Origin of the sequence: Bradyrhizobium sp. 33ap4 (assembly GCF_032654765.1) — a bacterium.
Lineage (GTDB): Bacteria > Pseudomonadota > Alphaproteobacteria > Rhizobiales > Xanthobacteraceae > Bradyrhizobium > Bradyrhizobium australafricanum.
This window is the reverse complement of record NZ_JAUMTJ010000072.1, coordinates 13,340-35,544: the sequence shown is the minus strand read 5'-3', so window position 1 is coordinate 35,544 and position 22,205 is coordinate 13,340. Positions and strand designations below refer to the sequence as shown.

21 protein-coding genes and 1 tRNA gene are annotated in these 22,205 nt (G+C 64.4%); 13 read left to right on the top strand and 9 right to left on the bottom strand.

Annotated elements, in window-relative coordinates; translation table 11 throughout:
- Nucleotides 1–36: 36 nt before the first annotated feature.
- From Q2M23_RS37370 to Q2M23_RS37360, 3 genes are all read right to left on the bottom strand, one after another.
- Nucleotides 37–963 carry a histone deacetylase family protein gene (locus tag Q2M23_RS37370; RefSeq protein ID WP_057015218.1) on the bottom strand — a complete coding sequence of 309 codons (927 nt, stop codon included), beginning with the start codon at nt 961–963 and terminating at the stop codon, nt 37–39.
- A gap of 288 nt (nt 964–1,251) precedes the next feature.
- The gene (locus tag Q2M23_RS37365; protein ID WP_316398709.1) at nt 1,252–2,922 is read right to left on the bottom strand and encodes a bifunctional metallophosphatase/5'-nucleotidase; all 1,671 of its coding nucleotides are present in this window, start codon (nt 2,920–2,922) and stop codon (nt 1,252–1,254) included.
- A 61-nt stretch (nt 2,923–2,983) separates the two neighbouring features.
- Complete coding sequence (locus tag Q2M23_RS37360) at nt 2,984–3,745, bottom strand: crotonase/enoyl-CoA hydratase family protein (RefSeq protein ID WP_050387826.1); 762 nt, start codon at nt 3,743–3,745, stop codon at nt 2,984–2,986.
- A gap of 391 nt (nt 3,746–4,136) precedes the next feature.
- Between Q2M23_RS37360 and paoA the strand changes: the two genes are divergently transcribed.
- From paoA to paoC, 3 genes are read left to right on the top strand one after another with little or no spacing between them, the layout of a single operon-like run.
- Nucleotides 4,137–4,778: an aldehyde dehydrogenase iron-sulfur subunit PaoA gene (paoA, locus tag Q2M23_RS37355; protein WP_316398708.1), complete on the top strand. Its 642-nt coding sequence runs from the start codon at nt 4,137–4,139 to the stop codon at nt 4,776–4,778.
- Complete coding sequence (locus tag Q2M23_RS37350; protein WP_316398707.1) at nt 4,775–5,725, top strand: xanthine dehydrogenase family protein subunit M; 951 nt, start codon at nt 4,775–4,777, stop codon at nt 5,723–5,725. The genes paoA and Q2M23_RS37350 overlap by 4 nt, the downstream gene beginning before the upstream one ends.
- A 31-nt stretch (nt 5,726–5,756) precedes the next feature.
- Nucleotides 5,757–7,964, top strand: a complete 2,208-nt coding sequence (gene paoC, locus Q2M23_RS37345) for an aldehyde oxidoreductase molybdenum-binding subunit PaoC (protein ID WP_316398706.1) — start codon at nt 5,757–5,759, stop codon at nt 7,962–7,964.
- An 88-nt stretch (nt 7,965–8,052) separates the two neighbouring features.
- Here paoC and Q2M23_RS37340 read toward each other — a convergent pair whose 3' ends face one another.
- Nucleotides 8,053–8,781 carry an alpha/beta fold hydrolase gene (locus Q2M23_RS37340; RefSeq protein WP_028334486.1) on the bottom strand — a complete coding sequence of 243 codons (729 nt, stop codon included), beginning with the start codon at nt 8,779–8,781 and terminating at the stop codon, nt 8,053–8,055.
- A 103-nt stretch (nt 8,782–8,884) separates the two neighbouring features.
- Nucleotides 8,885–9,448: a DinB family protein gene (locus Q2M23_RS37335; RefSeq protein WP_057015223.1), complete on the bottom strand. Its 564-nt coding sequence runs from the start codon at nt 9,446–9,448 to the stop codon at nt 8,885–8,887.
- A 136-nt stretch (nt 9,449–9,584) separates the two neighbouring features.
- Between Q2M23_RS37335 and Q2M23_RS37330 the strand changes: the two genes are divergently transcribed.
- Together Q2M23_RS37330 and Q2M23_RS37325 are read left to right on the top strand one after the other, a co-directional pair.
- A complete protein-coding gene (locus Q2M23_RS37330) occupies nt 9,585–10,277 on the top strand; it encodes a VOC family protein (protein ID WP_316398705.1) in 693 nt (230 codons plus the stop codon).
- 75 nt (nt 10,278–10,352) lie between these two features.
- On the top strand, nt 10,353–11,423 hold the full coding sequence (locus Q2M23_RS37325; protein ID WP_316398704.1) for a lytic transglycosylase domain-containing protein: 1,071 nt from the start codon (nt 10,353–10,355) through the stop codon (nt 11,421–11,423).
- Nucleotides 11,424–11,467: 44 nt separating this feature from the next.
- Here the strand turns inward: Q2M23_RS37325 and Q2M23_RS37320 are convergent, their stop codons facing one another.
- On the bottom strand, nt 11,468–11,872 hold the full coding sequence (locus Q2M23_RS37320) for a DUF1330 domain-containing protein (protein ID WP_316398703.1): 405 nt from the start codon (nt 11,870–11,872) through the stop codon (nt 11,468–11,470).
- Between the two features lie 125 nt (nt 11,873–11,997).
- Between Q2M23_RS37320 and Q2M23_RS37315 the strand changes: the two genes are divergently transcribed.
- The 3 genes from Q2M23_RS37315 (at nt 11,998) to Q2M23_RS37305 (ending at nt 13,856) form a co-directional block, all read left to right on the top strand.
- On the top strand, nt 11,998–12,990 hold the full coding sequence (locus tag Q2M23_RS37315) for a LysR family transcriptional regulator (protein WP_057015227.1): 993 nt from the start codon (nt 11,998–12,000) through the stop codon (nt 12,988–12,990).
- Between the two features lie 291 nt (nt 12,991–13,281).
- Nucleotides 13,282–13,491 (top strand): cold-shock protein, encoded by a 210-nt coding sequence (locus Q2M23_RS37310; RefSeq protein ID WP_028339489.1) that lies wholly within the window; start codon nt 13,282–13,284, stop codon nt 13,489–13,491.
- Nucleotides 13,492–13,595: 104 nt separating this feature from the next.
- Nucleotides 13,596–13,856 carry a hypothetical protein gene (locus Q2M23_RS37305; protein WP_057015228.1) on the top strand — a complete coding sequence of 87 codons (261 nt, stop codon included), beginning with the start codon at nt 13,596–13,598 and terminating at the stop codon, nt 13,854–13,856.
- 110 nt (nt 13,857–13,966) lie between these two features.
- On the opposite strand, the gene Q2M23_RS37300 is transcribed toward Q2M23_RS37305, so the two are convergent.
- Entirely contained in the window at nt 13,967–14,209 is a 243-nt protein-coding gene (locus Q2M23_RS37300; protein ID WP_057015229.1) for a hypothetical protein, read from the bottom strand.
- 89 nt (nt 14,210–14,298) lie between these two features.
- On the opposite strand from Q2M23_RS37300, the gene Q2M23_RS37295 reads away from it, so the two are divergent.
- On the top strand, nt 14,299–14,541 hold the full coding sequence (locus Q2M23_RS37295; RefSeq protein ID WP_082653668.1) for a DUF6894 family protein: 243 nt from the start codon (nt 14,299–14,301) through the stop codon (nt 14,539–14,541).
- A 22-nt stretch (nt 14,542–14,563) separates the two neighbouring features.
- Here Q2M23_RS37295 and Q2M23_RS37290 read toward each other — a convergent pair whose 3' ends face one another.
- On the bottom strand, nt 14,564–14,797 hold the full coding sequence (locus tag Q2M23_RS37290; protein WP_057015230.1) for a DUF6894 family protein: 234 nt from the start codon (nt 14,795–14,797) through the stop codon (nt 14,564–14,566).
- A gap of 498 nt (nt 14,798–15,295) precedes the next feature.
- Between Q2M23_RS37290 and rpsU the strand changes: the two genes are divergently transcribed.
- Complete coding sequence (gene rpsU, locus Q2M23_RS37285; protein WP_076829105.1) at nt 15,296–15,601, top strand: 30S ribosomal protein S21; 306 nt, start codon at nt 15,296–15,298, stop codon at nt 15,599–15,601.
- Nucleotides 15,602–15,735: 134 nt separating this feature from the next.
- Nucleotides 15,736–15,873, top strand: a complete 138-nt coding sequence (locus Q2M23_RS37280; RefSeq protein WP_316398702.1) for a hypothetical protein — start codon at nt 15,736–15,738, stop codon at nt 15,871–15,873.
- A 270-nt stretch (nt 15,874–16,143) separates the two neighbouring features.
- Here Q2M23_RS37280 and Q2M23_RS37275 read toward each other — a convergent pair whose 3' ends face one another.
- The gene (locus tag Q2M23_RS37275; protein WP_316398701.1) at nt 16,144–17,922 is read right to left on the bottom strand and encodes an acyl-CoA dehydrogenase; all 1,779 of its coding nucleotides are present in this window, start codon (nt 17,920–17,922) and stop codon (nt 16,144–16,146) included.
- A gap of 220 nt (nt 17,923–18,142) precedes the next feature.
- Here Q2M23_RS37275 and Q2M23_RS37270 point away from each other — a divergent pair.
- Together Q2M23_RS37270 and Q2M23_RS37265 are read left to right on the top strand one after the other, a co-directional pair.
- A tRNA-Gln gene (locus Q2M23_RS37270) sits at nt 18,143–18,217 on the top strand.
- Between the two features lie 290 nt (nt 18,218–18,507).
- The gene (locus Q2M23_RS37265; protein ID WP_316398712.1) at nt 18,508–21,612 is read left to right on the top strand and encodes a DEAD/DEAH box helicase; all 3,105 of its coding nucleotides are present in this window, start codon (nt 18,508–18,510) and stop codon (nt 21,610–21,612) included.
- Nucleotides 21,613–22,205: the final 593 nt, after the last annotated feature.

The window sequence follows — 22,205 nt, the reverse complement described above, 5'->3', positions numbered from 1 at the left end:
TCAATCGAATTTTTGCGGGCGTATTGTGGCGGGGATTTACCCGTCCATCAATGCGGTGACGTGAGATGCCACCGACTCTTTCAGGCCCTGCAGGTCGTAGCCGCCTTCCAGGACGGAGACGACGCGGCCGCCGGCGCTCTTGTCGGCGAGATCCATCAGCTTGCGCGTGACCCAGCCGAAATCCTCGCCCGTCAGGTTGATCGAGGCCAAGGGATCGCGGTGATGCGCGTCGAAGCCCGCCGAAATGACGATAAGTTCGGGGGAGAACTTCTCCAGCTGCGGCAGGATCAGGTTCTCGAAAGCGGAGCGGAACTTGGCGCCGCCGTCGCCGGGCGCCAGCGGCGCGTTGACGACAGTGTCGTGCTCGCCACGCTCGCCGGCGGCCCCAGTGCCGGGGAACAGCGGCATCTGGTGCGTCGAGCAATACATCACGGTCGGGTCGGCCCAGAAGATATCCTGCGTGCCGTTGCCGTGATGGACGTCGAAATCGATGATTGCGGCGCGCTTGATGCCGTATTTGCGCTGCGCGTGGCGGGCAGCGATCGCGGCATTGTCGAAGAAGCAGAAGCCCATCGGCGTCGATTTCTCGGCGTGGTGCCCGGGCGGGCGCACCGCGACGAACGCGTTTTGATGCTTGCCCTCCATCACCGCATCGGCGGCGGCCACCGCGCCGCCGACGCCGCGCATCACCGCTTCCCAGGTGCCCGGCGACATCGAGGTGTCGCCGTCGATATAGATCATGCCGGAGGTCGGCGCGATGTGGCGGAGTTCGCCGACATAGTGCTCACCGTGACAGAGCAGCACGGTGTCGAGGTCGCCTTCCGGCGCGGAATCGCGCACCAGCGCCTTGAAGCGATCCTCGCCGAGCACCTCGGCGACCGCCCGCAGCCGGTCGGGGCGTTCGGGATGTCCGGGAGGGGTCAGGTGGTCGAGACAGGCGGAATGCGTCAGAAGCAGTGTCATGCAGATTCCCGGCGCAATCGATGCGCGTGCGAGGACGCATGATCCGGAAAAGTGCGCAGCGGTTTTCCGACCAAGATCATGCAAGAGCAGGCCCTAATCTAGGCCGTTAGCGGCGTTCCGGAAAGGGCCGACATCATCCCTGTTCCCGTCCTTCCAAAGCCGGGGTGTTTTCCGCGTCATTGCCAGCGGAGCGAAGCAATCCATGCCGCCGCATGCTCGGAGACAATGGATTGGTTCGCTCCGTTCGTAATGACGTGAGGAGCTGCGTACGCCACCCCTAGACCTCGCTCAATTGATCCGCTCGATCCGCTTGTCTGCCGTCGGGCCCACCGGGCTGTTGGCCTTGAAGTAGGCATAGAGCGCATCGACGTCGTAGATGCCGAACTGCTGCGCGGTTCCTTGCTTGAACACCGTGAAGCCGTCGCCGCCCTCGGCGAGATAATTGTTCACGGTGACGCGGTAGCTCGCGGCCGGGTCGATCGGCTTGCCGTCCAGCGACATCCGTGCGGCAATGATGCGCGCGCCATCGGGCTTGCTCGCATCCCACGCATAGGAGAACCCCTTCGAGACCTGGAGGGCGCGCGGCCGCTTCGGATCGGCCCATTGCTGCTCCAGCGCGTCCTTGAGCTGCTTGCCGGTCAGCGTCATCGTCACCAGCTGGTTGCGGAACGGCTGGCTTGCAAAGATATCGGCATAGGTCACCGCGCCGTCCTCGCGCTTGACGATGTCGGTGCGCACGCCGCCGGGATTGGTGAAGGCGATTACCGCGCCGCCATTCGGCTCGGCGCTGGTTGCAAGCAGCTGTGCATCGGCGACGATGTCGCCGAGCGGGCTCTCGCCAGTTTCGGCAGGTGTACGCGACAGCGTTTCGGTGACCGAGCCTGCCGCGCGGCTCGCGATCGGCGCGGCCAGCCGGTCGTAGGATTCCAGCAGCGCGCTCTGCTCGGGATCCTTGGCCGTGCCGGCGATCCGCACGATGGTGTTGGCGGCCCTGGCGCTGATCACGTCATGGCTGTTCGGATCAAGCTGAAGGTCGATCGCGGTGACCAGGGTGCCGTATTTGTCGCCGGAGGTGACGAGCCGTCCGTCGATCTCGCAGACATAGGCCTGGTGGGTGTGGCCGGAGACCACGACGTCGACCGCGCGATCGAACTTCTTGACGATGTCGACGATCGGCCCGGAGATCCCTGGACATTCATTATAGTCGCCGGTCGGAAAGCCGCCTTCGTGGATCAGCACCACGATCGCCTCGACGCCCTTTGCCTTCAGCTCGGGGACCAGCGCATTGACGGTCTCGGCCTCGTCGCGAAAGTCGAGGCTCGCGACGCCGGCCGGCGACACCAGGTTCGGGGTGTTCTTCAGCGTCAGCCCGATGAAGGCCACTGCAATGCCGTCGAATTGCTTGATCTCGTAGGGCGGAAACACCGGCTTGCCGGTCGCCTTCTCGATCGTAGAGGCGGCGAGATAGCGGAATTTGGCTCCTGTGAACGGGTGCGGCCCCTGGCATTTGTCGATCGGATGGCAGCCGCCATTCTGCATCCGCAGCAGCTCGTCCTTGCCCTCGTCGAATTCGTGATTGCCGACCGAGGAGATCGCAAGCCCCATCAGCGAGAGCGACTCGATGGTCGGCTCGTCATGAAACATCGCCGACAGGAACGGGCTCGCGCCGATCAGGTCGCCGGCCGCGACGAAGATGTTGTTCTTGTGGCCCTCGCGCACCTGCTTGACGACGGTGGCCATCCGCTCGGCGCCGCCGGCGGGCTCCATGATCTTCCTGGTCGCGTCAGCGGGGTCGGTGATGCGGATGCCACCCGGCGGCGGCCGCAGATAGCCGTGGAAATCGTTGATCGCGAGAATGCGCAGGCTCACCGGCTCCGCGGCCTGCGCCGCGCAGGGGTTTGCTGCGGCCAGTCCGAACGCGCAGAGCGCGGTGAGAGGGGAAAGGCGGGGCTGTCTCATGACCTGTCCATGGAGCACGGGATCATGGCGCCGCGCCACTACAATATTGCGACGCTTCGTTTCAATCCTTCGGGCGAGCCATGAATGCCTTGAACGCCTCGACTGCTTCCTCAGAGCGCATCCGTTCGCTGAACAGATGGTTCTCCTGCTCGATGCGGCGGGTGACGTCCTCCGGCGGCAGCCGGATCAGGCGCCGCGAGATCGCCACCGCCTCGGCCGGCAGCGCGCAGATCTCGCGCGCCACCTTGTGCGCCTCCACCTCGGCATGTCCCGGCGCCACCACGGTATTGACGAAACCGGCGACGCGGGCGTCGTCGGCCGACATGGTGCGGCCCATCACCAGCATCGCGAAGGCACGCTGGTGGCCCATCATGCGCGGCATCAACAGGCTCGAGGCGCCTTCCGGCACCAGGCCGAAATTCGAGAACGGCGTCGAGAACAGCGCGGTCTTGCTAGCGAGCACATAGTCGCAGTGAAACAGCATGGTGGTGCCGATGCCCATCGCGACGCCGTCGACGGCGGCGATGATCGGCTTCACATTGTGGGCCAGCGAATACAGGAATTTGACGAGGTCAGAGGCCGGCGGCGTCTCACCGGTCGAGGTGCCCTGCGCGAGCAGGTCCTCGATGTCGTTGCCCGCGGTGAACACGCCGGAGCCGCCGGTGATGATCAGGCAGCGGATCTTCGGATTGTTCTGCGCCTTGTCGATCGCGTCGCTGATCGCGCGAAACATCTCCTGGGTGATCGCGTTCTTCTTCTCGGGCCTGCGCAGCCGGATCACGCGCGTGGCGGCTTCGTCGGTCACTATGACATGCGCGGTCATCGAGCGGTCCCAGGGTCGGCCGGCATCGTCGCCGGTGGAGGTCGTACCCGCTATCCTACATGATCCGGTGCAAGCCCCAAGAGCTCCAGCGTGTTCCGGGCCGCTTTTCCCTGTGGGCGAGCATGAGAACGGCGCAATGCAGATAAATCTTGCGATTCCGGGCAGGGGACGTTGGTCGTAGGCGCGGAGGCGCACGGCGATGCTGCCTTCCGCCCGCGCCACGATGGCGCCGATGCTGCCCGCCCGCCGCGCCCGTGGCGCTCGCGACGAGTTTAACTTCCCCGCGAGAAACATTCCGCTGTTCGCAGCATTCCCCCTTTGCTGACAGGCCGAGCAGACCTCGACACGTTGTCGTGGTTCCGCGTCCGGCTGACTTGAGGAGAGCGGCGGCATGCAGATCTCCGGACGTTTGGAACTATCGCGGCGCCATCTGTTGATTGTTGGAGCCGCCTCGCTTGCGGCGTCGTCGATCGCGACGCCTCCGCCTGCGGCCGCCCAATCTGCCCGGACCGGAGCGCCCGTGATGACGAGAGTATCCTTTGACGTGAACGGCGAAACCCACCAGCTCGAGCTCGACACCAGGACCACGCTGCTCGATGCCCTGCGCGAGCACCTGCATCTGACCGGCACCAAGAAGGGCTGCGACCACGGCCAATGCGGCGCCTGCACGGTGATTGTCGACGGCCGGCGGATCAATTCCTGCCTGACGCTCGCCGTGATGCATCAGGGCGACGAGATCACGACGATCGAGGGGCTCGGCACGCCGGACGGGCTGCATCCGCTGCAGGCGGCATTCGTCGAGCATGATGGCTATCAATGCGGCTATTGCACGCCGGGCCAGATCTGCTCGGCGGTCGCAGTGCTTGCCGAGGTCAAGGCCGGCATCCCGAGCCATGTCACGGCGGATCTGAATGCGCCGCTGCGACTGACCAATGCCGAGCTCCGCGAGCGCATGAGCGGCAATATCTGCCGCTGCGGCGCCTATTCCAACATCGCCGAGGCGATCAGCGAGGTCGCCGGGAGGAGCGCATGAGATCATTCAGCTATGAGCGCGCCGCCTCGCCGGGCGCGGCGGCCGCAGCCGCCGCCAGCACCGCGAACGCCAAGTTCATCGCCGGCGGCACCAATCTGCTCGACCTGATGAAGCTCGAGATCGAGACGCCGGCGCATCTGATCGACGTCAACGACCTGGCGCTCGACCGCATCGAGGAGACCGCGGACGGCGGCTTGCGGATCGGCGCGCTGGTGCGCAACACCGATCTCGCCGCCGATATACGCGTGCGGCGCGACTACGGCGTGCTGTCGCGCGCGCTACTCGCCGGTGCCTCCGGCCAATTACGCAACAAGGCGACGACCGCGGGCAATCTGCTGCAGCGGACGCGCTGTCCTTATTTCTACGACACCAATCTGCCCTGCAACAAGCGCAAGCCCGGCAGCGGCTGCGCCGCGATCGGCGGCTTCAGCCGCCAGCATGCGGTGGTCGGTGTGAGCGACGCCTGCATCGCGACCCATCCGAGCGACATGGCGGTGGCGATGCGCGCGCTCGACGCCGTCGTCGAGACGGTGCGGCCCGACGGCACCACGCGCAGCATCCCGATCGCCGAGCTGCATCGTCTGCCCGGCGACAGCCCCGAGATCGAAACCAGCCTGGTATCGGGCGAGCTGATCACCGCGGTGGTGCTGCCGAAACCGGTCGGCGGCGCGCAGGCCTATCGCAAGGTGCGCGACCGCGCCTCTTATGCCTTTGCGCTGGTCTCGGTTGCCGCGATCGTGCAGCGCGACGGCACCGGCCGCGTCGCGCTCGGCGGCGTGGCGCACAAGCCGTGGCGCGTCGAGGCGGCGGAGGCGGAATTGCCTGCTGGCGCCAAGGCCGTCACCGCGCGCCTGTTCGCCGATGCGAAGCCGACCAAGGACAATGCGTACAAGCTGCCGCTCGCCGAGCGAACGCTGGCGGCGGTGCTGCGCGAGGCCAGAGCTTGAGATCCAGGGCTTAAGAAGAGGGCCTGACATCATGCGATTTGAACATCCTGCCACCTTCAATCCGATCGACCAGCTCAAGGTGATCGGCCACCCGACCAGCCGGATCGACGGGCCGCTGAAGACCTCCGGCACCGCGCCTTACGCCTATGAGCGGCACGACGTCGTGGCCAACCAGGCCTATGGCTACGTGGTCGGTTCGGCGATCGGCAAGGGGCGGATCGGTTCGATCGATCTCGAGGCGGCCAAGGCTGCGCCGGGCGTGCTCGCCATCGTCACAGCGGACAATGCCGGCAAGCTTGGCAAAGGAGAGCGCAATGCGGCGCCGCTGCTCGGCGGGCCGGAGATCGCGCATTATCACCAGGCCGTCGCCGTCGTCGTCGCCGGGACCTTCGAGCAGGCGCGGGCCGCGGCGCAACTGGTCCGGATCGACTACGTCAAGGGCGACGGCAAGTTCGATCTCGCCGCGGAGCGGGACAAGGGCGTCACGCCGCACCCATCATTCGGCGGCCCGGCCGATAGCGCCGTCGGCGATTTCGCCGCCGCCTTCGCTGGTGCGCCCGTGCAGCTCGATGCCACCTACACCACGCCCGATCAGGGCCACGCGATGATGGAGCCGCATGCTTCGATCGCGGCCTGGGACGGCGACAAGCTCACGGTCTGGACTTCCAACCAGATGATCGCCTGGGGCGCTGAGGATATGGCGAAGACGCTTGGCATCGCCAAGGAGAATGTCCGTCTGGTGTCGCCCTATATCGGCGGCGGCTTCGGCGGCAAGCTGTTCCTGCGCGCCGAGGTGCTGCTCGCCGCGCTCGGCGCCCGCGCGGCCGGCCGGCCGGTCAAGATCGCGCTGCAACGTCCGCTGATGTTCAACAACACGACACACCGTCCGGCGACGATCCAGCGCATCCGCATCGGCGCCGAGCGCGACGGCAAGATCACGGCGATCGGCCACGAAAGCTGGTCTGGCAACGTCAAGGACGGCGAGCCCGAGATGGCGGTGAGCCAGACGCGGCTGCTTTATGCCGGCGCCAGCCGGATGACGGCGACGCGGCTTGCGGCGCTCGATCTGCCGGAGGGCAATGCGATGCGCGCGCCCGGAGAAGCCTCCGGCATGATGGCGCTCGAGATCGCGATCGACGAACTCGCCGAGAAGCTCGGCATCGACCCGGTCGTGCTGCGCATCAGCAACGACACCCAGGTCGACCCCGAGCATCCGGAGCGGCGCTTTTCGCAGCGGCAACTGGTGCAGTGCCTGAGCGATGGCGCGGCGCGGTTCGGTTGGGACAAGCGCAATCCGAAACCCGGCGCCGTCCGTGACGGGCGCTGGCTGGTGGGAATGGGCGTCGCCGCGGCGTTCCGCAACAATCTCGTGACCAAGTCGGCGGCACGCGTTCGTCTCGACCAGAACGGCATCGTGACCGTCGAGACCGACATGACCGACATCGGCACCGGCTCCTACACCATCATCGCGCAGACCGCGGCCGAGATGATGGGCGTGCCGCTCGAGAAGGTCGCGGTGCGGCTCGGCGATTCCGACTTCCCGGTGTCCTGCGGCTCGGGCGGGCAGTGGGGCGGCAACAATTCCACCGCCGGCGTCTATGCCGCCTGCACCAAGCTGCGCGAGGCCATTACGCAGAAGCTCGGCTTCAATTCCGAGGAGGCGGTGTTTGCCGACGGCGTGGTCCGCTCCGGCAATCGCAGCGTGCCGCTGGCGCAGGCCGCCGGCGGCGGCGACCTCGTGGCGGAGGATGCCATCGAATACGGCGATCTCGCGAAAACCTACCAGCAGTCGACCTTCGGCGCGCATTTCGTCGAGGTCGGCGTCGACGCCGACACGGCTGAAATCCGGGTGCGGCGGATGCTTGCGGTCTGCGCGGCGGGCCGCATCCTCAATCCGAAGGCGGCGCGCAGCCAAGTGATCGGCGCGATGACCATGGGTGTCGGCGCGGCGCTGATGGAAGATCTCGTCGTCGACAGGCGTCATGGCCTGTTCATCAATCACGACCTTGCTGCCTATGAGGTGCCGGTCCATGCCGACATCCCGCATCAGGAGATGATCTTCCTCGACGAGATCGATCCGATCTCATCGCCGATGAAGGCCAAGGGCGTCGCCGAACTCGGCATCTGCGGCGTCGCCGCCGCGGTCGCCAATGCAGTCCACAATGCGACCGGCGTGCGGGTGCGCGACTATCCGATCACGCTCGACAAGTTGCTGGCAGGGATGCCGGAGCCGGCGTAGCGCGGGACGCTTCACCTCGCCCCGCAAGCGGGTGAAGAACGGGGAGAGGGAGCACAGCGGAGTCGGGGCGCTGTTCTACCTAAACGCTCTAACCGCGACCGACGAACGAGCCGATGCCCCGGCCGATCGCGGCGCCGTGCTGAAACAGCGCGCCGAGGTGATCGCCGGGCACCGACATCGCATCGAGGCCGTTCTCCGCGGCGAAGCGCTGCATCGGCGCATGCGGCCCGTCGTCCTGTCCGTTCCAAAGCAGCACCGGCACGCGCGAGGACAGCACCGCGTCCTTGGCGCCATCGACCTGTCCGAGCGCATTGAAGCAGGCGCGCACGCCGCCTTCGAGATCCGGCGTCACCCATTCGGCGAGCTCCGGCACCGTGCGGCGGGCAAAGGTGATGAAGGCACCATAGGTCAGCGGGCCGGCGTTGCCGCGCGGCAGTCCGGTGAGAAAGTCCCAGCCGCCGATCGCCAGCGACGCCAGCCGTGCCGGGAAAAACCGGGCGACACCGACCGCGACCCAGCCGCCCATCGAATGTCCCACCACGTGGGCGCGCTCGTCGCCGAGATCGTCGATCACGGCGACGATGTCGCCGGCACGCTGCGCCTGATTATAGAGCGCCGGATCGGCGGGCTTGTCGCTCAGGCCATGTCCGAGCGAATCGACGCAGACGACGCGAAAGCGATCGGCAAGCGCGTCGACCACGCCGCATTGTTTCCAGCTCGCGGCGTCGAGCAAGAGACCGTGCTGCAGCACGATCAGCGGCCCGGATCCCTCGACGGTGTAATGGATACGCTGGCCCCGGTGATTGGCGAATGGCATCGGATAGAGTTCCCCACGTTTTACCAGAGGTGAGCGTGGAGGCGCCGGGTTTCAAGACCTCGTTCCGGATCAGGAACCGCATCGCCGATGGCGGGCGGAACCATCAGCCGCCCCACACGGTGGCTTCGCTCCAGCCGAGATCCCTGAACTCGGCTGCCCGGAGCGGGGCTTCGCCGGCGGCGAAGAATTCGTCGAGCTGCGGCGGCTTCACCGTGGTCTCCGAGAGCATCGCATGGGCCTGGCCGCGATGATGAATCTGGTGCTGAAACAGATGCATCAAGAGGCGGTCGCGCCGCTCGGTCTGCACGCTCGTGTCGCGATTGATCTTCACCACATCATCGAGCCGCTCAGCCGTCAGCGCATCGCAGTGCACGATCAACCGCTGATCGATCGCGCGCTGGGCGTCTTTCAGCGCGGCGACTGACGGGTAGGGCACCTCGTTGGCCCACGCCTTCGGCCCGAGCCAGCCGCCCTCGAGCGCATCAATGTAGAAGAGATCGATGACATGAATGTGGTTGAGCGTCGCCTGCAGGCTCGGGAAGAACCCGGTCCGCGCGGCGGCGAACTCCGCCTGGCTGAGACCGGCGCAGGCCGTGAGCAGGCGGTGATTGGCCCAGGCATTATTGTACGCAAAAGCGCGAAAGGTCTGAACGAGGCCTGCTTGCATATCGGTCCTCACTGGATTGACTGTTTCAGGCAGGTGCACCGGCCGACCCGCGACAGTGATCGTGGTGCTTGCGTTGGTGACTTGATCCTCGCATAGCTAATCCATCGTGGTGCACTTCATCCGAAGGCGGGAGCAGATGCAACTGGCAAAGAACGTGATCGACGTCGGCCTTTCCTTCAACGATCTCGAACCGATGCTGCGGTTCTGGCAGCAGGAGGCCGGACTTCGCTTCGATCATGTGCAGCCGATCCGCCGCGGGCAGAAGCAGTACCGGCACGACGCGCAAGGTTCGGTCATCAAGCTCAACCATCATGTCGAGCCGCTGCCGGATGCGGCGCCGAGCGGCTATCGCGAACTGATCATTGCGCGCGCGGGCGTCGACGCACCGCAACGCATGGCCGACCCCGACGGCAACAGCGTTTGCCTGGTTGCGCCCGGACATGACGGCATCATCCAGATCGCCGTCACGATGGCGGTGCGCGACCTTGCCGCGCATCGCAGGTTCTACGGCGACATCCTCGGCTTCACCGAGCAGTCATGGTCTGATGGTCCGGCGTTTCGCCTCGGCGACAGTCTGATCCTGCTCAGGGAAGATCGCGCCGCAACCATCGATCCGGTTCGGGGTGCGCGCGGCTGGCGCTACATCACGCTGCAGGTCGCCGACATCGACGCCGTGCATGACGAGTTGCGCGCCAAGGGCGTGCGGGAAGGCCTTGCGCCGGTGACGCTCGGCGAGGTCGCACGGATCTCCATGATCCTCGATCCCGATGGCAACTGGATCGAACTGTCCCGCCGCGCATCGATCGTTGGAAGCCTGTCCAACCGCTAGGCAGCAAATTTTCTGGCCGCCCGGTCGGCACCGATGATATGATTCTGCGAATGCATCCAATTTGATGATCGCTTTATGCAGTCGATTTTCGGGCCGCGGCGGGTTCATCGATCGATTTTGCCAGCGGCTATCGGCTCGGCTTGCCTGCTGCTGTTCGTCCCCGTCGCAAACGCCCAACCTCCCGGCAATCCAGCGGTAACGCCCTCCGCGCAGCGCGCAGAGCTGGCGCAGGCACAAACATCGCAAACGGAAACGTCTCGTCCGGATACCAACGCCGCAGTGCGCAACGCTGAGGCCGATCGGTCGGCGTCCGATCAGCAATCGTCATCCGTTCCGTCGCCGGCGCCGACACCTTTGCGTCCAAAGCTCGGTGGGCCGCAGCAGTACTGCAAGGCGTTGGAGGAGGCTGCTTTAGAGAACGGCTTGCCGCCGGATTTCTTCGTCCGGCTGATCTGGCAGGAAAGCAATTTCGATCCCAACTCGGTCAGTTCGGCCGGTGCCCAGGGGATCGCCCAGTTCATGCCCGGTACTGCGCGGTGGCGCGGTCTGGCCGACCCGTTCGAGCCATTGCCTGCCTTGCAGGAATCCGCGCGCTGGCTCCGCGAACTGCGCGCGCAGTTCGGCAATCTCGGCCTTGCGGCGGCCGCCTATAATGGTGGCCCGCGGCGCGTTCAGGATTGGTTGGCGGGGCGTGGAAACCTGCCGGGCGAAACGCGCGCCTATGTCAGGATCATCACCGGCAAGTCCGCCGAGGAATGGGCGCAGGGTTCGCTTGAGGATCGGGTCCACACCGACGCGGCCATGGCCTGCGGTGACATCGTGCGCGGCATGCTCGTTCGGGCGCTTCCCGCGGGCCCAAGAGAGTCCGTGACAATCGCGCAGCAAGCTGCGTGGGGGCCCTGGGGACTTCAATTGGCCGGCGGCCCGTCGCAATCGCGCGTACTCGCCGACTACCAGCAACTTCAGAAACGATTTGCATCCGTGCTCGGCGATCGCGCACCGCTCGTTCTGAGATCGCGCATGGCCGGGCCAGGCTCGGCCACCTGGTATCTGCTCCGGGTCGCCGAGACGACCCGTGAGCGAGCTAACCAGCTGTGCGCCCGGTTGGAGGCAGTCGGCGGTCGCTGCCTGGTGTTTCGCAACTAGGTGGCACACGTTGCAGGTCGCAGCGATCGACGGCGTGGTCAGCGCTAATTGGCGACAGAGCCCTCAACTGCAAATGTGTGGTACCTCGCGTATTTCTCGCCGACGGCCCGAACCTGCACGTAGGCCGGATCGTGTCGCCAGGCCCAAAGCGCCTCCATGCTCGGATACATGTAGACGACGACGCGCTTGGGTGGATCTCCATCGACGGCAACGACCTGCGACCCGGTTGCCGCCGCGCCGGCAGCCGCAATCAACTTGCCGCCATGTGCCCTGATGATCTCCTTCGCCTTCGGGAGATATTCCCTGGCATAGCCATCGGGATCGGTGACCTCGATTTGGCCGATCAAATAGGCGGGCGGCCTGGCTTCGCCATGCAGCGCTTCGCTGCCAAGAGCGCCGACAGCGGTACAACTCAACATGACCAGAGCCATCTTGCCTCCAGAATTCATGGGAGCCTCCTCCGGTGCCGTGCCTGTGCGGCAAGCCGCAGCCTGACAGGACTCTTCACGAGGCTTCGAAATACGTCCAATACATATATTTTCTCGAACCTTATGCTCGAATGGTATAAGCGGGCATGAACCTTCAACAGGCCCTCACGTTCTTGACGGTGGCCGAGCTCGGCACGGTCTCAAAGGCCGCATTGCGGTTGCGTGTCGCGCAACCCGCCCTGTCCAGGCAAATCATCGGTCTCGAACGGGAGCTCGGCTTGCAGCTCTTCGACCGCGTCGGGCGCCGGCTTCTATTGACTGGCGAAGGCGAGCAGTTGATTGCGGGCTGCCGTCTGCTGCTCAACAGCGTCAATTCGCTGAAAGAGCAGGCTCAGCTGCTTCGCCAAGGAGATACCGGGGTCTTGAGGATCGCCGGCTCGCCGCAACACATCGAGAGCGTGCTGTCAGATTTTCTCCACCGGTACGCGGAGCGATATCCCAGGGTCGAGATCAGGATCAGGGAGGGGACGGGCAGCGAGATATTGGCGATGCTGGAACGCGGGGAAGTTCACCTCGGCCAAAATTTGCTGCACGCCGTCAGACTGAACGAGCAGCACTTCGGCAGCCTTCCGCTTGGATCCGTACAGTTACTGGCTGCTTGTCATCCGTCGATGCCGCTTGGTCCCCGTTGCACAATCGAGATCGCTGACCTCGCCGAACTTCCGTTGCTGCTGCTGGACAGCGGGTTCGGATTTCGGCGTGCTTTCGATGCGGCAAGCCGTATGGCGGGGCTGAAACCGAAGATCACGTTCGAGAGTCGCAGTCCGCACACCTTGCTGGCACTGGCCGAGGCGGGGCACGGCGTCGCGATCGTTCCCTCCCAGCTTCAGTGCTGGCGCTACGAATTAAGGATTGTTGGTCTCACGCACAGGCGCCGCGTGTTGCAGGAGCCTCTGACCATCTCATGGGACAAGCGGCGTCCGTTGCCTCGTTTCGCGACCGATTACTGTGCAATGCTGGCAGCGCATATGCGGGAGACGTTTCCGATCACGCGCCCGACGGAACCGGCAGCGGCAAAAGCAAGTGTTCAGACGCGCGCCAAGCGAGTTCCACGCAAGGCGAAAAGTTCGGGCGGTTGAATATCGCGATTTGCGTCCGCGTCACCGATCACCGAGTTGCGCGGCGGCGCAAGCCCTTACGCGAAACATGGTTCGGTTTATCGGAACGGCAGCTCGGTGAAGCTCCGCTCGCCCCGATCGACGGCGCTTCCGAGCTTGCCCTAGCGGATTAAGTGTGTATGCTTGCAGCGTTCGATTTGCCGTTGTGCCTTGTTGAATGGTCAAAGCGGCCCTTTTCCAAAGAACATCGTCGGTTGAAGGATGATGCGGAACCAGGCGCGAATTCACGTGCGTCCGCTTTGGAGAAGACAAATGCCTACAGGTACTGTGAAGTGGTTCAACGGCCAGAAGGGCTTCGGTTTCATTCAGCCCGATGATGGCACGAATGACGTGTTCGTTCACATCAGCGCTGTCGAGCGGGCCGGACTTGGCGGTCTCGCCGAGGGCCAGAAGCTGTCGTTCGAACTCAAGGTCGACAAGATGCGTGGCAAGACCAGCGCCGAAGATCTTCGGCTGGCTTGAATCGATCTGTCATTCCACGGATGTACTGGGATGACAGCCGCGGCCCGCTCGATCCTCTGATGGGTTGAGCGGGTCTCGCTGCTTTTCAAAGGGCTCATTCGCTCATGGCCAAGAAGCCGGAAGAACTCTCTGCCGAGCGCCTGGCCAAGGCCCAACGCCAGCGGCTTGCCGCCGAGGCCGGTGCGCAGGCAATCGCTGAAGTCGAGCGCGATGCGATCGCCGTGCGCAAGAACATGGTGCGTCTGCGGGCTCTCCGTGAAGCGCGTGACGCCGAGGCGGCCGCCGCGCAGGCTGGCTCTGCACCCGCTGGTACGGCATCTGTGGCTGCCAAGAGAACCAAACGGGTCAAGCGCATCGTGCGTTAAGCCGCGCAATCACGCACGTCGAGTCCGTCGCTGACACGTTGCTGAAGCGGACCTGTTGTTTCGCGGCCTCGGCCGCCAGTTCAGGCCGCGAAGCCAGGCCGTGGCCCGAACTATTTGGGACGATCGGCTTCCTTCCTGTTCGCCGCCTTCAGTCTGATCCTGATGTAGTCAGTGATATCGCCGGCCGCATCACGCAGATCCTGTTCCGTCAGGCCTTGCTGTCCCGCCATCTCGATGCACCGGCGCGCCAACTCGGCAACGTCCTGCGAGGCACCCGGCGTTCCATACTGCTCGGCAGCGTGGACGCTGTTTTCAATCCAGAAATCAAGGAACTCTCTCGCTTTTGCGGTCATGACTCACCCGGACGGCTCGCGCGCCACTGTCCTCACCGGCCACATTCCCCGGTCTTCGCAGGAACAATCGAGAGCCGGGGTAAATTACCATGCCGATGACGCGCTATTATTTCGATCTTCGTGACGGCGGCGGCCTGGCGATCGACGAAGAGGGCATGGAGATGTCCAACTTCGGTGCGGTTCAGGAGGAGGCTGCGCGCGCCTTGGCCGACGTCATTCGGGATTCCTTTCGCGGTCACAATTTCCATCAGATTGCCATCGAGGTCCGGGACGGCGACGGGCCCGTGCTTGAGGTGGCTATCGCTTGGCGCAGTTGCCGGCTGGATTCTTGAGTTTGGCTGCGCAGCGCGGCAGTTAGCACCTTGTGATACCCAGACTGAGACTGACCTGAAACAGCGGCCCTTCGTCCGTCCGGACCTCAAACGCCAGCAGCCTGTGTTTATCCAAAGGCAGGTTCTCCTTGGCTATGCTGAGCAATGACTGCATCGCTTCGTGCGCGGCAGTTTCCTCGTCGCGTAGCTCGATGCCCTGTTTGTCGGCATAGAGTTGCTCGCCGTTGCGGATATCGAAATAGAAGCGGGTTGCCATCTTCGGCTCCCTTTGGTGGCGGGAGCTGCCCAGGCTCTCAGGTGCCGGCGCTCAACAGTCGTCCGGCAGCGCCGTACTCTGCGCCTGTTGGAGCGAATTTGCTACTCGGCAACGATGGAGATTTTTGGGGAACCGCTTTTCGCGTTCGCGGTCAAGCCGCCATCGCCGTTCAGCCATGATCTCGCCGTGGCTGAACCGTCGGATATAATTCTCACGGTCTGCGATTGTGTCTTGCATAGCTGAGATGAGTGCATAACTGTACTAGATCGACTGGCCTTGAGCCTTGTAGATCGGTCCCAGGACCTTTTTCCAAAGACATCGTCGGATGAAAGCGAGGACGCGTGCTTGTAGCACCGCGGCTGAAGCTTCCGCGACGTTGTCGGTCGGCTGCCGTTCCACGGATGTACTGGAATGGCAGTGCGGCCCGCTCTGTCATTGATAGAGCGGGCTCTGGTCTTGTTCATTCAAAGTGCGTTGTACCGCGAGAGAGGTGATCCGTTGCAAGTTCTTGTCAGGGACAACAACATCGACCAGGCGCTTCGAGTTCTAAAGAAGAGGTTGCAGCGCGAGGGCGTCTTTAGAGAGATGAAGCGCCGCAGATCGTTCGAAAAGCCATCGGAAAAAAGGGCTCGAGAGAAATCCGAGGCCGTGCGGCGAGCCCGCAAGCTTGCCCGCAAGCAAGCGATACGGGATGGATTGATCGCGGCGCCTCCGCGGAAACCCAAATTCCCGGCGTCCAAACCTTCGGCGCCAAGGCAATCACCACAATCGCCACAGCAAGCAGGCAGCACACGGGAGACCTAGCCCGTACCGATCCTGCTGGAAGGATCGTGCAAGATGACGCAGCGATCTTATCGAGGCAACGGATAAGTCGGATCGTAGCCATGTCGTTCTGTGAGCCAAGGAGTTGAGTGTTATAGTTGTCTTCCTAAGACCGCTTGGCCTCCGACTTCTTGGCCGGCACGGCCATCAACGCAATGGCAGATCATTCCGCCAGCCAGTTCGATCAGGCCGCGCGCAAGCGTGACTTGCTCGACGGCCCGGAGGAATTTCGCGCGTTTCGCGCGGATCGCTGACGAAACGTATGATTCGGCGGTAGGCGCAAAACTCGATGCCGTCCCGGGCAAGCGAAGCGCGACCCGGGACCCATAACCACAAGTGCCGATTGGTTTGCAACGCTGGAGCCACAGCTCGTTTCAAAACGGAAGGCTGTGGTTATGGGTCCCTGCTTTCGCAGGGACGACAGTTGTGATGCGGCACGTCATGTGCATCAAACGAGCGAGGAGGGCCTTTGGCGAGCACAGCGCTTTGGGCCCTCTGACCTCGCAATGACGGTGGAAGGTATCTTATCCCGCCAGCACCGCATCCGCGCCGGTCACCGCCTCGGCGCTTTCGGTCACGGTCTTTTCCAGCGACGGCGCCTGCACGGCGATGTTCTCGGCGAAGAAGCGCGCCAGCGCGACATAGCGCTGCGGCTCGGCTTCGCCGTTCGCCTTGGCGGCCAGCGCTTCGCCGGCGAGCATGCAGCCGCCGAGCGTTGCGGCGAACAGCCGCAGATAGGGCGTTGCGCCGGCCAGTGCCTCGTTCGGCGCCGAGGCGAGGCGCTCGAGCAGCCATTTGCTGGTGCGCTCCAGCGCGGCGTGGGCGTCGCGCAGCTTGGCGCCCGTGGTGCCGAACGCCGGATCGTTGGAGGTCTCGACCTGCTTGATGACGGCAGCGAGCTCGTCCAGCAGCGCCCAGACCGAGGCGCCGCCATTGGCGCCGAGCTTGCGGGTGACGAGGTCGATCGACTGGATGCCGTTGGTGCCCTCGTAGATCGAGGTGATGCGGGCGTCGCGATAATGCTGCGCGGCGCCGGTCTCCTCGATGAAGCCCATGCCGCCGTGGATCTGCACGCCGAGATAGGCGACCTCGTTGCCGATGTCGGTGGAGAAGGCCTTGGCGATCGGGGTCAGCAGCGCGCCGCGGGCCGCGGCCTCGGCGCGCACCTTGGCGTCCCTGGCGCGCACCGAAACGTCGAGCGCGACCGCGGTGGCGTAGCAGATCGTGCGCGCCGCCGCCGTCATGCTGCGCATCTGCATCAGCATGCGCTTGACGTCGGGATGCACGATGATCGGATCCATCCCGTCGCCCTTGTGGCCGATCGCCTTGCCTTGCCTTCGCTCCTGCGCATAGGCCAGCGCCTGCTGATAGGCGCGGTCGGCAATGCCGACGCCTTCGAGGCCGACGCCGAGGCGGGCCTGGTTCATCATCGTGAACATGCAGCGCATGCCCTGGTTTTCCTCGCCGATCAGATAACCGATCGCGCCGCCCTTATCGCCCATCGTCATGGTGCAGGTCGGCGAGGCGTGCATGCCGAGCTTGTGCTCGACGCCGCTGGCATGGATGTCGTTGCGCTCGCCGAGCGAGCCGTCGGCATTGACCAGGAATTTCGGAACCAGGAATAGCGAGATTCCCTTGGTGCCCGAGGGGGCATCGGGCAATCGCGCAAGCACGAAATGCACGATGTTGTCGGTCATGTCGTGCTCGCCATAGGTGATGAAGATCTTGGTGCCCTTGATGCGATAGGTGCCGTCGGGGGCGCGTTCGGCGCGGGTGCGCAGCGCGCCGACGTCGGAGCCGGCATTGGGCTCGGTGAGCTGCATCGTGCCGGTCCACTCGCCGGTGACCAGCTTCTCGAGATAGGTCTTCTTCAACTCGGCGCTGCCATGGGCATCGAGCGCCTCGATCGCCGACAGCGTCAGCAGCGGGCAGAGGCCGAAGGCGACGTTCGACGCGCTCCAGATCTCGGTGCAGGCGGCGTTGACCGCGAGCGGCAGGCCCTGGCCGCCGAACGCCTCCGGCCCCGACACCGCGTTCCAGCCCGCGGCGGTCCAGCGCTGATAGGCGTCGGGCCAGCCCGGCGCCGTCGTCACCTTGCCGTTGTCGAGCTTGATGCCATGCTCGTCGCCGACACGATTCAGCGGCGCCAGCACGTCGGAGGCGAACTTGCCGGCTTCTTCTAGCACCGCAGCGGTGATGTCGCCGTCGAAATCGCCGTAATGGCCGGCCTCCACGGCGGCAGCGAGCCCCGCACCGTGATTGAGGGACAGCAAGATATCGTTGATCGGCGCACGGTAGGTCATGGCGTTACTCCCGACGAGGCGTTTGCAAATTGTCATCCCATGAAACCGGCGCCCTCTCAACAGTCCGAACGGACATCGCACGTTCTGTTTCGGCCACCGCGGCGTCGCCTTATAATAAGAGTACCGTCATCATCCTGCGGCTTTCGTGCCTTTTCGATCGCCGCCCTGTTGAAATGGCGGGACTCACCCTATAGACCGACGTGGCCTTCGATCGGCGCGTTGGGGCGTAGCCAAGCGGTAAGGCAGCGGATTTTGATTCCGCCATTCGGAGGTTCGATCCCTCCCGCCCCAGCCAGCAAGCAAGCCGTTGATTTCAAGAGAGGAATCGTTTTTTGCCGGCCGCCCCCGCCGCCATTTCGGGCGGATTGGGCCGGCTTGGCTGGAAATCTGTGCCGCTTTCGCTTCCATGGCGGCGGGCGACGAGCCCCGAGTCGCCCGGAGATCCAGGTCAACGGGCGATCGTAATCACGACATAACGACGGATCTGACGTGGCGAATACCAAGAAGGCCCGCGCTGCTGCTGGCGCGAAGAAGAAAAGCAAGGGATCGGCGCGTTCCGGGATCTCGTCTTCCTCACCGCTTGGCATGCTGGCGCTTCATCTTCTCGAGCAATGGAAGAAATCCGGGCGGGACGGCATCGTTTTCCTTGCGGAAAGCGAGAACAGGGCAGAGCGTCTCGGCAGCGTGCTGCATTCGCTCGATCCCTCGCTCGAGGTGCTGGTGTTCCCGAGGCTGAATACCTTGCCCTTTGACGGGCTGGAGCCGTCACGAGAGATCGCCGGCCGGCGCAGTTCGGTGTTGAGGCGCCTCGCCCGGAGCAAGAAGCCGGTCTTCCTGGTGTCGACGGCCGAGGCGATCATGGAGCGGTTGCCGTTGCCCGCCAGCTCGGCGCGCCTCAGCATCAGCCTGAAGGTGGGGGCGGGCTATTCCGAGCAGGAACTCAAGGATCGTCTGGAAGCTCTGGGATACGATCTCGACGAAGAGGCGGATTATCCCGGCAGCGCTCTGTTCCACGGAATGACGTTCGAGGTATTTCCCGCGGGCGCGCTGGGGCCGTTCAGAATTGAGCATTCCGGTGGCGTGATCCGCAGAATCGCCGGTGTCGATCCAGACGAGCACGACGTCGTGTTCGACGCGGAGGAACTGCACATCGACCCGATGTCCGAACGGATCGCGTTGGGAGGCAAGCGGGCACAGCGGGCGGCGCTGCCGGATTATTGTCAGCGCGCGCGCTGGATCGCGGACGCCGGCGTTTCGGGCCACGCCGATAGCTGGCTGAGCACGATCAAGGAGGCGGCCGGCCGCAGGGAGGCGGAGCGCGAGTATCTGGGGCCCGCTGACTGGAAACGGCTGACCAAACGGATGAGCTCGCTGCCCCGAAAGGCAGCTTTCACCGCCACGCCTGATTTCTCGAAGGTCGCCTCATCGCGGAAGGCTCTTCGCGCATTTGTCGCCGACACCGAGCGCGCCGGATCGCGGCTGCTGTTTGTCGCGGCGGTCGAAGATGACCTGCGCGCGATGGAGCGAATGAGCGGGATCAAGGCGGAGCGCTTCGCCGACTGGAACGAGGCGGCGAAGGGGCGGGGCGGCGAAGGCGCGCTGCTGGCCGACTTCGACACCGGCTTCATCTGCTCAGGGCGCAAGCCGCTCGTCGTCGTGACGGCGACCGACGTGCTCGGCAGCAGGGCGCATCATCCGCAGCCCATGGCGCGAGCCTGGAGCTCGGCTTTCGATCATCCCGACGTGCCGGAGCGCGGCGCGGTCGTCGTGCATCTGCAACGCGGGCTGGCCGTGCTCGATGGCTTGCAGACCTTCGATATGGGGAAGGGATCATCGCGCGAGATGATCAGGCTGGCATTCGCGGGGGATGATGCCGTCCTCGTTCCGCCGGCCGATCTTGCGCTGATCTGGCCGTATGCCGCGGAGCTCGGCAAGCTGGCATTGGACAGGGCCGATGGCAGTACGTGGTGGACGCGGCGTGGCAAGGCGGAGCGGGAAATCCAGACTGCCGCCAAGGCGCTTGCCAAACACATCGCGCAACGGCGCCGCCGGCGCGCTCCCAAGCTGGTCGCTCCCGGTCCCGCCTATGAGCGGTTCGTCGCGCGCTTTCCGTATTTCACGACCGTCGACCAGGCGAAGGCAATTCGCGACGTCCTCGATGATCTGGCGTCCGGTCATCCGATGGATCGGGTCGTCTGCGGCGACGTCGGGTTTGGCAAGACCGAGGTGGCATTGCGCGCGGCGGCGGCCGTTGCGCTGTCGGGCAAGCAGGTCGCCGTCGTCGTGCCGACGACTGTTCTGGCAAGGCAGCACGTTGCAACCTTCCGCAAACGGTTTGCTCCGCTTGGCATCGAAGTGGGAAGCCTGTCGCGGGCGACGTCGGCTCCGGAGATGAAGGAGACCAAGGAGGGCCTGCGAAGCGGCAAGATGAAGGTCGTGGTCGGCACGCAGGCGATCGCATCGAAGGACGTGAGGTTCGCCAAGCTGAGCCTGGTCATTGTCGACGAAGAGCAGCACTTCGGCGCGGCCGAGAAGGCGAAGCTTTCAGGGCTGGCGAAGGGCGCCCATACGCTGTGGATGAGTGCCACGCCGATTCCGCGCACACTTGCGGCGGGCCTTGCGGGATTCAGGGAGCTGAGCGTGATCGCATCCCCGCCCGTTCATCGGCTTCCGGTCGCGACCAAGATCGCTCCGCTCTCGGACGCCGCCATCGCCGCAGCATTGCTGCGCGAGCAGCGACGTCACGGGCAAAGCTTTCTGATCTGTCCGCGCATCCAGGATCTGGATCCGATGCTGGCGCGCGTGCAGTCGATGGCCCCGGAGCTCCGTATCGTCTGCCTGCATGGCAAGCTACCCGTCGACGAAATCGACGATCGAATGATGAGCTTCGTCGAAGGCGAGGCGGACGTCCTCCTGGCGACCAACATCGTGGAAAGCGGTCTCGACATCCCCCGGGCGAACACCATCGTGGTCTGCTGGCCGGAAAAGTTCGGTCTGGCACAGCTCCACCAGCTCAGAGGCCGGGTGGGACGCGGCGGGACACGAGCCTTCGCATACATGCTGACCGAATCCAGTTCGGAACAATCCGGGAGGCGTTTGGCCGTTCTGGAGGAGTTCAGCAGACCGGGCGCCGGTTTTGCGATCAGCGAGCGGGATCTCGACCTCAGAGGCGCCGGGGATCTGCTTTCGGAGCGGCAATCCGGCCACGTGCAGGTTTTCGGTCCGGTGCTCTACAGCCACCTTCTGAAGCAAGCCTCGGAGAAGACCAACGACCGGTCCGCCGATATGTGGGTGCCCGATCTCAACCTTCCGCTCGCGGATCTGCTGCCCAGGAGCTATGTGCAATCGGAATCCGTGCGGCTTGAAATCTATGGCCGTGCCGCGAGGTGCCGGAGCGAAGACGATCTGGAGGATCTCGAGGAAGAGACCTCGCGCCGCTTCGGCAGGCTGCCGTCGGCGGGGCGGGACTTCTTCGCCGCGGCGAGGCTCAGGATCGATTGCAAGCGGCGAGGGATCGTGAGGCTCGATGTCGGCCCGGAGGCCGTCGCGGCGACGTTCCTTCCCGGGAGGCTGCCCAAATCCAGAGCACGTTCGCTCCAGCGCGACGGCGATCGCGTGTTCTATTCGGACAACATACACGAGCCGCCTTTCGAGCGGATCGAGGATCTCCTGGACATTTTGGACGAGTGAGGGCGACGCGGCTCCGTCGGAGACGAGCCTTGCGGGTGCGCCGCGCGCAGTAGAGATATTTCAGCGCGCCGGAGCTGCGGAGAACAAATCGACCGATTCTGCGCGCTGACATCCCAGTGACATGTAGCATCGCACATGCGTGGCGAACCGCCCGCCGTCATTCGGCCTGCTCCGAGCCATCGGAAAGCCCTTCCAGGCGCGAGTCGACGGTATTCAGGGCGGGTTATGTTGTTCAAATCGCGGCGTTTTGGGCCGAAACGTCGTGCCCGGATACCGGAATCAGCGCTGCCGAAGCCGGCTTCAGCAATCGCTTTCTCAGTAGGACTACGCGTTTTGCACACCGTTCCGCCTGGTGTTGCCCAATCTTGTGCCCGATAGCGGTAACTGAAATATTCGTATTTTGTTTCAATGGCTTGCGGAAATGCCGCAATTCAAAAGTCCGTGATATTTGTGCAACATTTGCCCGAAAACAGCCGCAACTCGCCCCAAACCGAGCGGTCTTTTGTTGCGTGATCGGGGGCCTTCTGTCTCATATGGAACTACGACGGAGGGGGGCATCCCGAGGTCGTCCCGTTCTAGGTGGTTCGCTTAAG

Coding starts and splice junctions, on each gene's coding strand:
- Q2M23_RS37370 (WP_057015218.1), bottom strand. CDS start 963: ATGACACTGCTTCTGACGCATTCCGCCTGTCTCGACCACCTGACCCCT.
- Q2M23_RS37365 (WP_316398709.1), bottom strand. CDS start 2,922: ATGAGACAGCCCCGCCTTTCCCCTCTCACCGCGCTCTGCGCGTTCGGA.
- Q2M23_RS37360 (WP_050387826.1), bottom strand. CDS start 3,745: ATGACCGCGCATGTCATAGTGACCGACGAAGCCGCCACGCGCGTGATC.
- paoA (WP_316398708.1), top strand. CDS start 4,137: ATGCAGATCTCCGGACGTTTGGAACTATCGCGGCGCCATCTGTTGATT.
- Q2M23_RS37350 (WP_316398707.1), top strand. CDS start 4,775: ATGAGATCATTCAGCTATGAGCGCGCCGCCTCGCCGGGCGCGGCGGCC.
- paoC (WP_316398706.1), top strand. CDS start 5,757: ATGCGATTTGAACATCCTGCCACCTTCAATCCGATCGACCAGCTCAAG.
- Q2M23_RS37340 (WP_028334486.1), bottom strand. CDS start 8,781: ATGCCATTCGCCAATCACCGGGGCCAGCGTATCCATTACACCGTCGAG.
- Q2M23_RS37335 (WP_057015223.1), bottom strand. CDS start 9,448: ATGCAAGCAGGCCTCGTTCAGACCTTTCGCGCTTTTGCGTACAATAAT.
- Q2M23_RS37330 (WP_316398705.1), top strand. CDS start 9,585: ATGCAACTGGCAAAGAACGTGATCGACGTCGGCCTTTCCTTCAACGAT.
- Q2M23_RS37325 (WP_316398704.1), top strand. CDS start 10,353: ATGCAGTCGATTTTCGGGCCGCGGCGGGTTCATCGATCGATTTTGCCA.
- Q2M23_RS37320 (WP_316398703.1), bottom strand. CDS start 11,872: ATGAATTCTGGAGGCAAGATGGCTCTGGTCATGTTGAGTTGTACCGCT.
- Q2M23_RS37315 (WP_057015227.1), top strand. CDS start 11,998: ATGAACCTTCAACAGGCCCTCACGTTCTTGACGGTGGCCGAGCTCGGC.
- Q2M23_RS37310 (WP_028339489.1), top strand. CDS start 13,282: ATGCCTACAGGTACTGTGAAGTGGTTCAACGGCCAGAAGGGCTTCGGT.
- Q2M23_RS37305 (WP_057015228.1), top strand. CDS start 13,596: ATGGCCAAGAAGCCGGAAGAACTCTCTGCCGAGCGCCTGGCCAAGGCC.
- Q2M23_RS37300 (WP_057015229.1), bottom strand. CDS start 14,209: ATGACCGCAAAAGCGAGAGAGTTCCTTGATTTCTGGATTGAAAACAGC.
- Q2M23_RS37295 (WP_082653668.1), top strand. CDS start 14,299: ATGCCGATGACGCGCTATTATTTCGATCTTCGTGACGGCGGCGGCCTG.
- Q2M23_RS37290 (WP_057015230.1), bottom strand. CDS start 14,797: ATGGCAACCCGCTTCTATTTCGATATCCGCAACGGCGAGCAACTCTAT.
- Q2M23_RS37275 (WP_316398701.1), bottom strand. CDS start 17,922: ATGACCTACCGTGCGCCGATCAACGATATCTTGCTGTCCCTCAATCAC.
- Q2M23_RS37265 (WP_316398712.1), top strand. CDS start 18,508: ATGCTGGCGCTTCATCTTCTCGAGCAATGGAAGAAATCCGGGCGGGAC.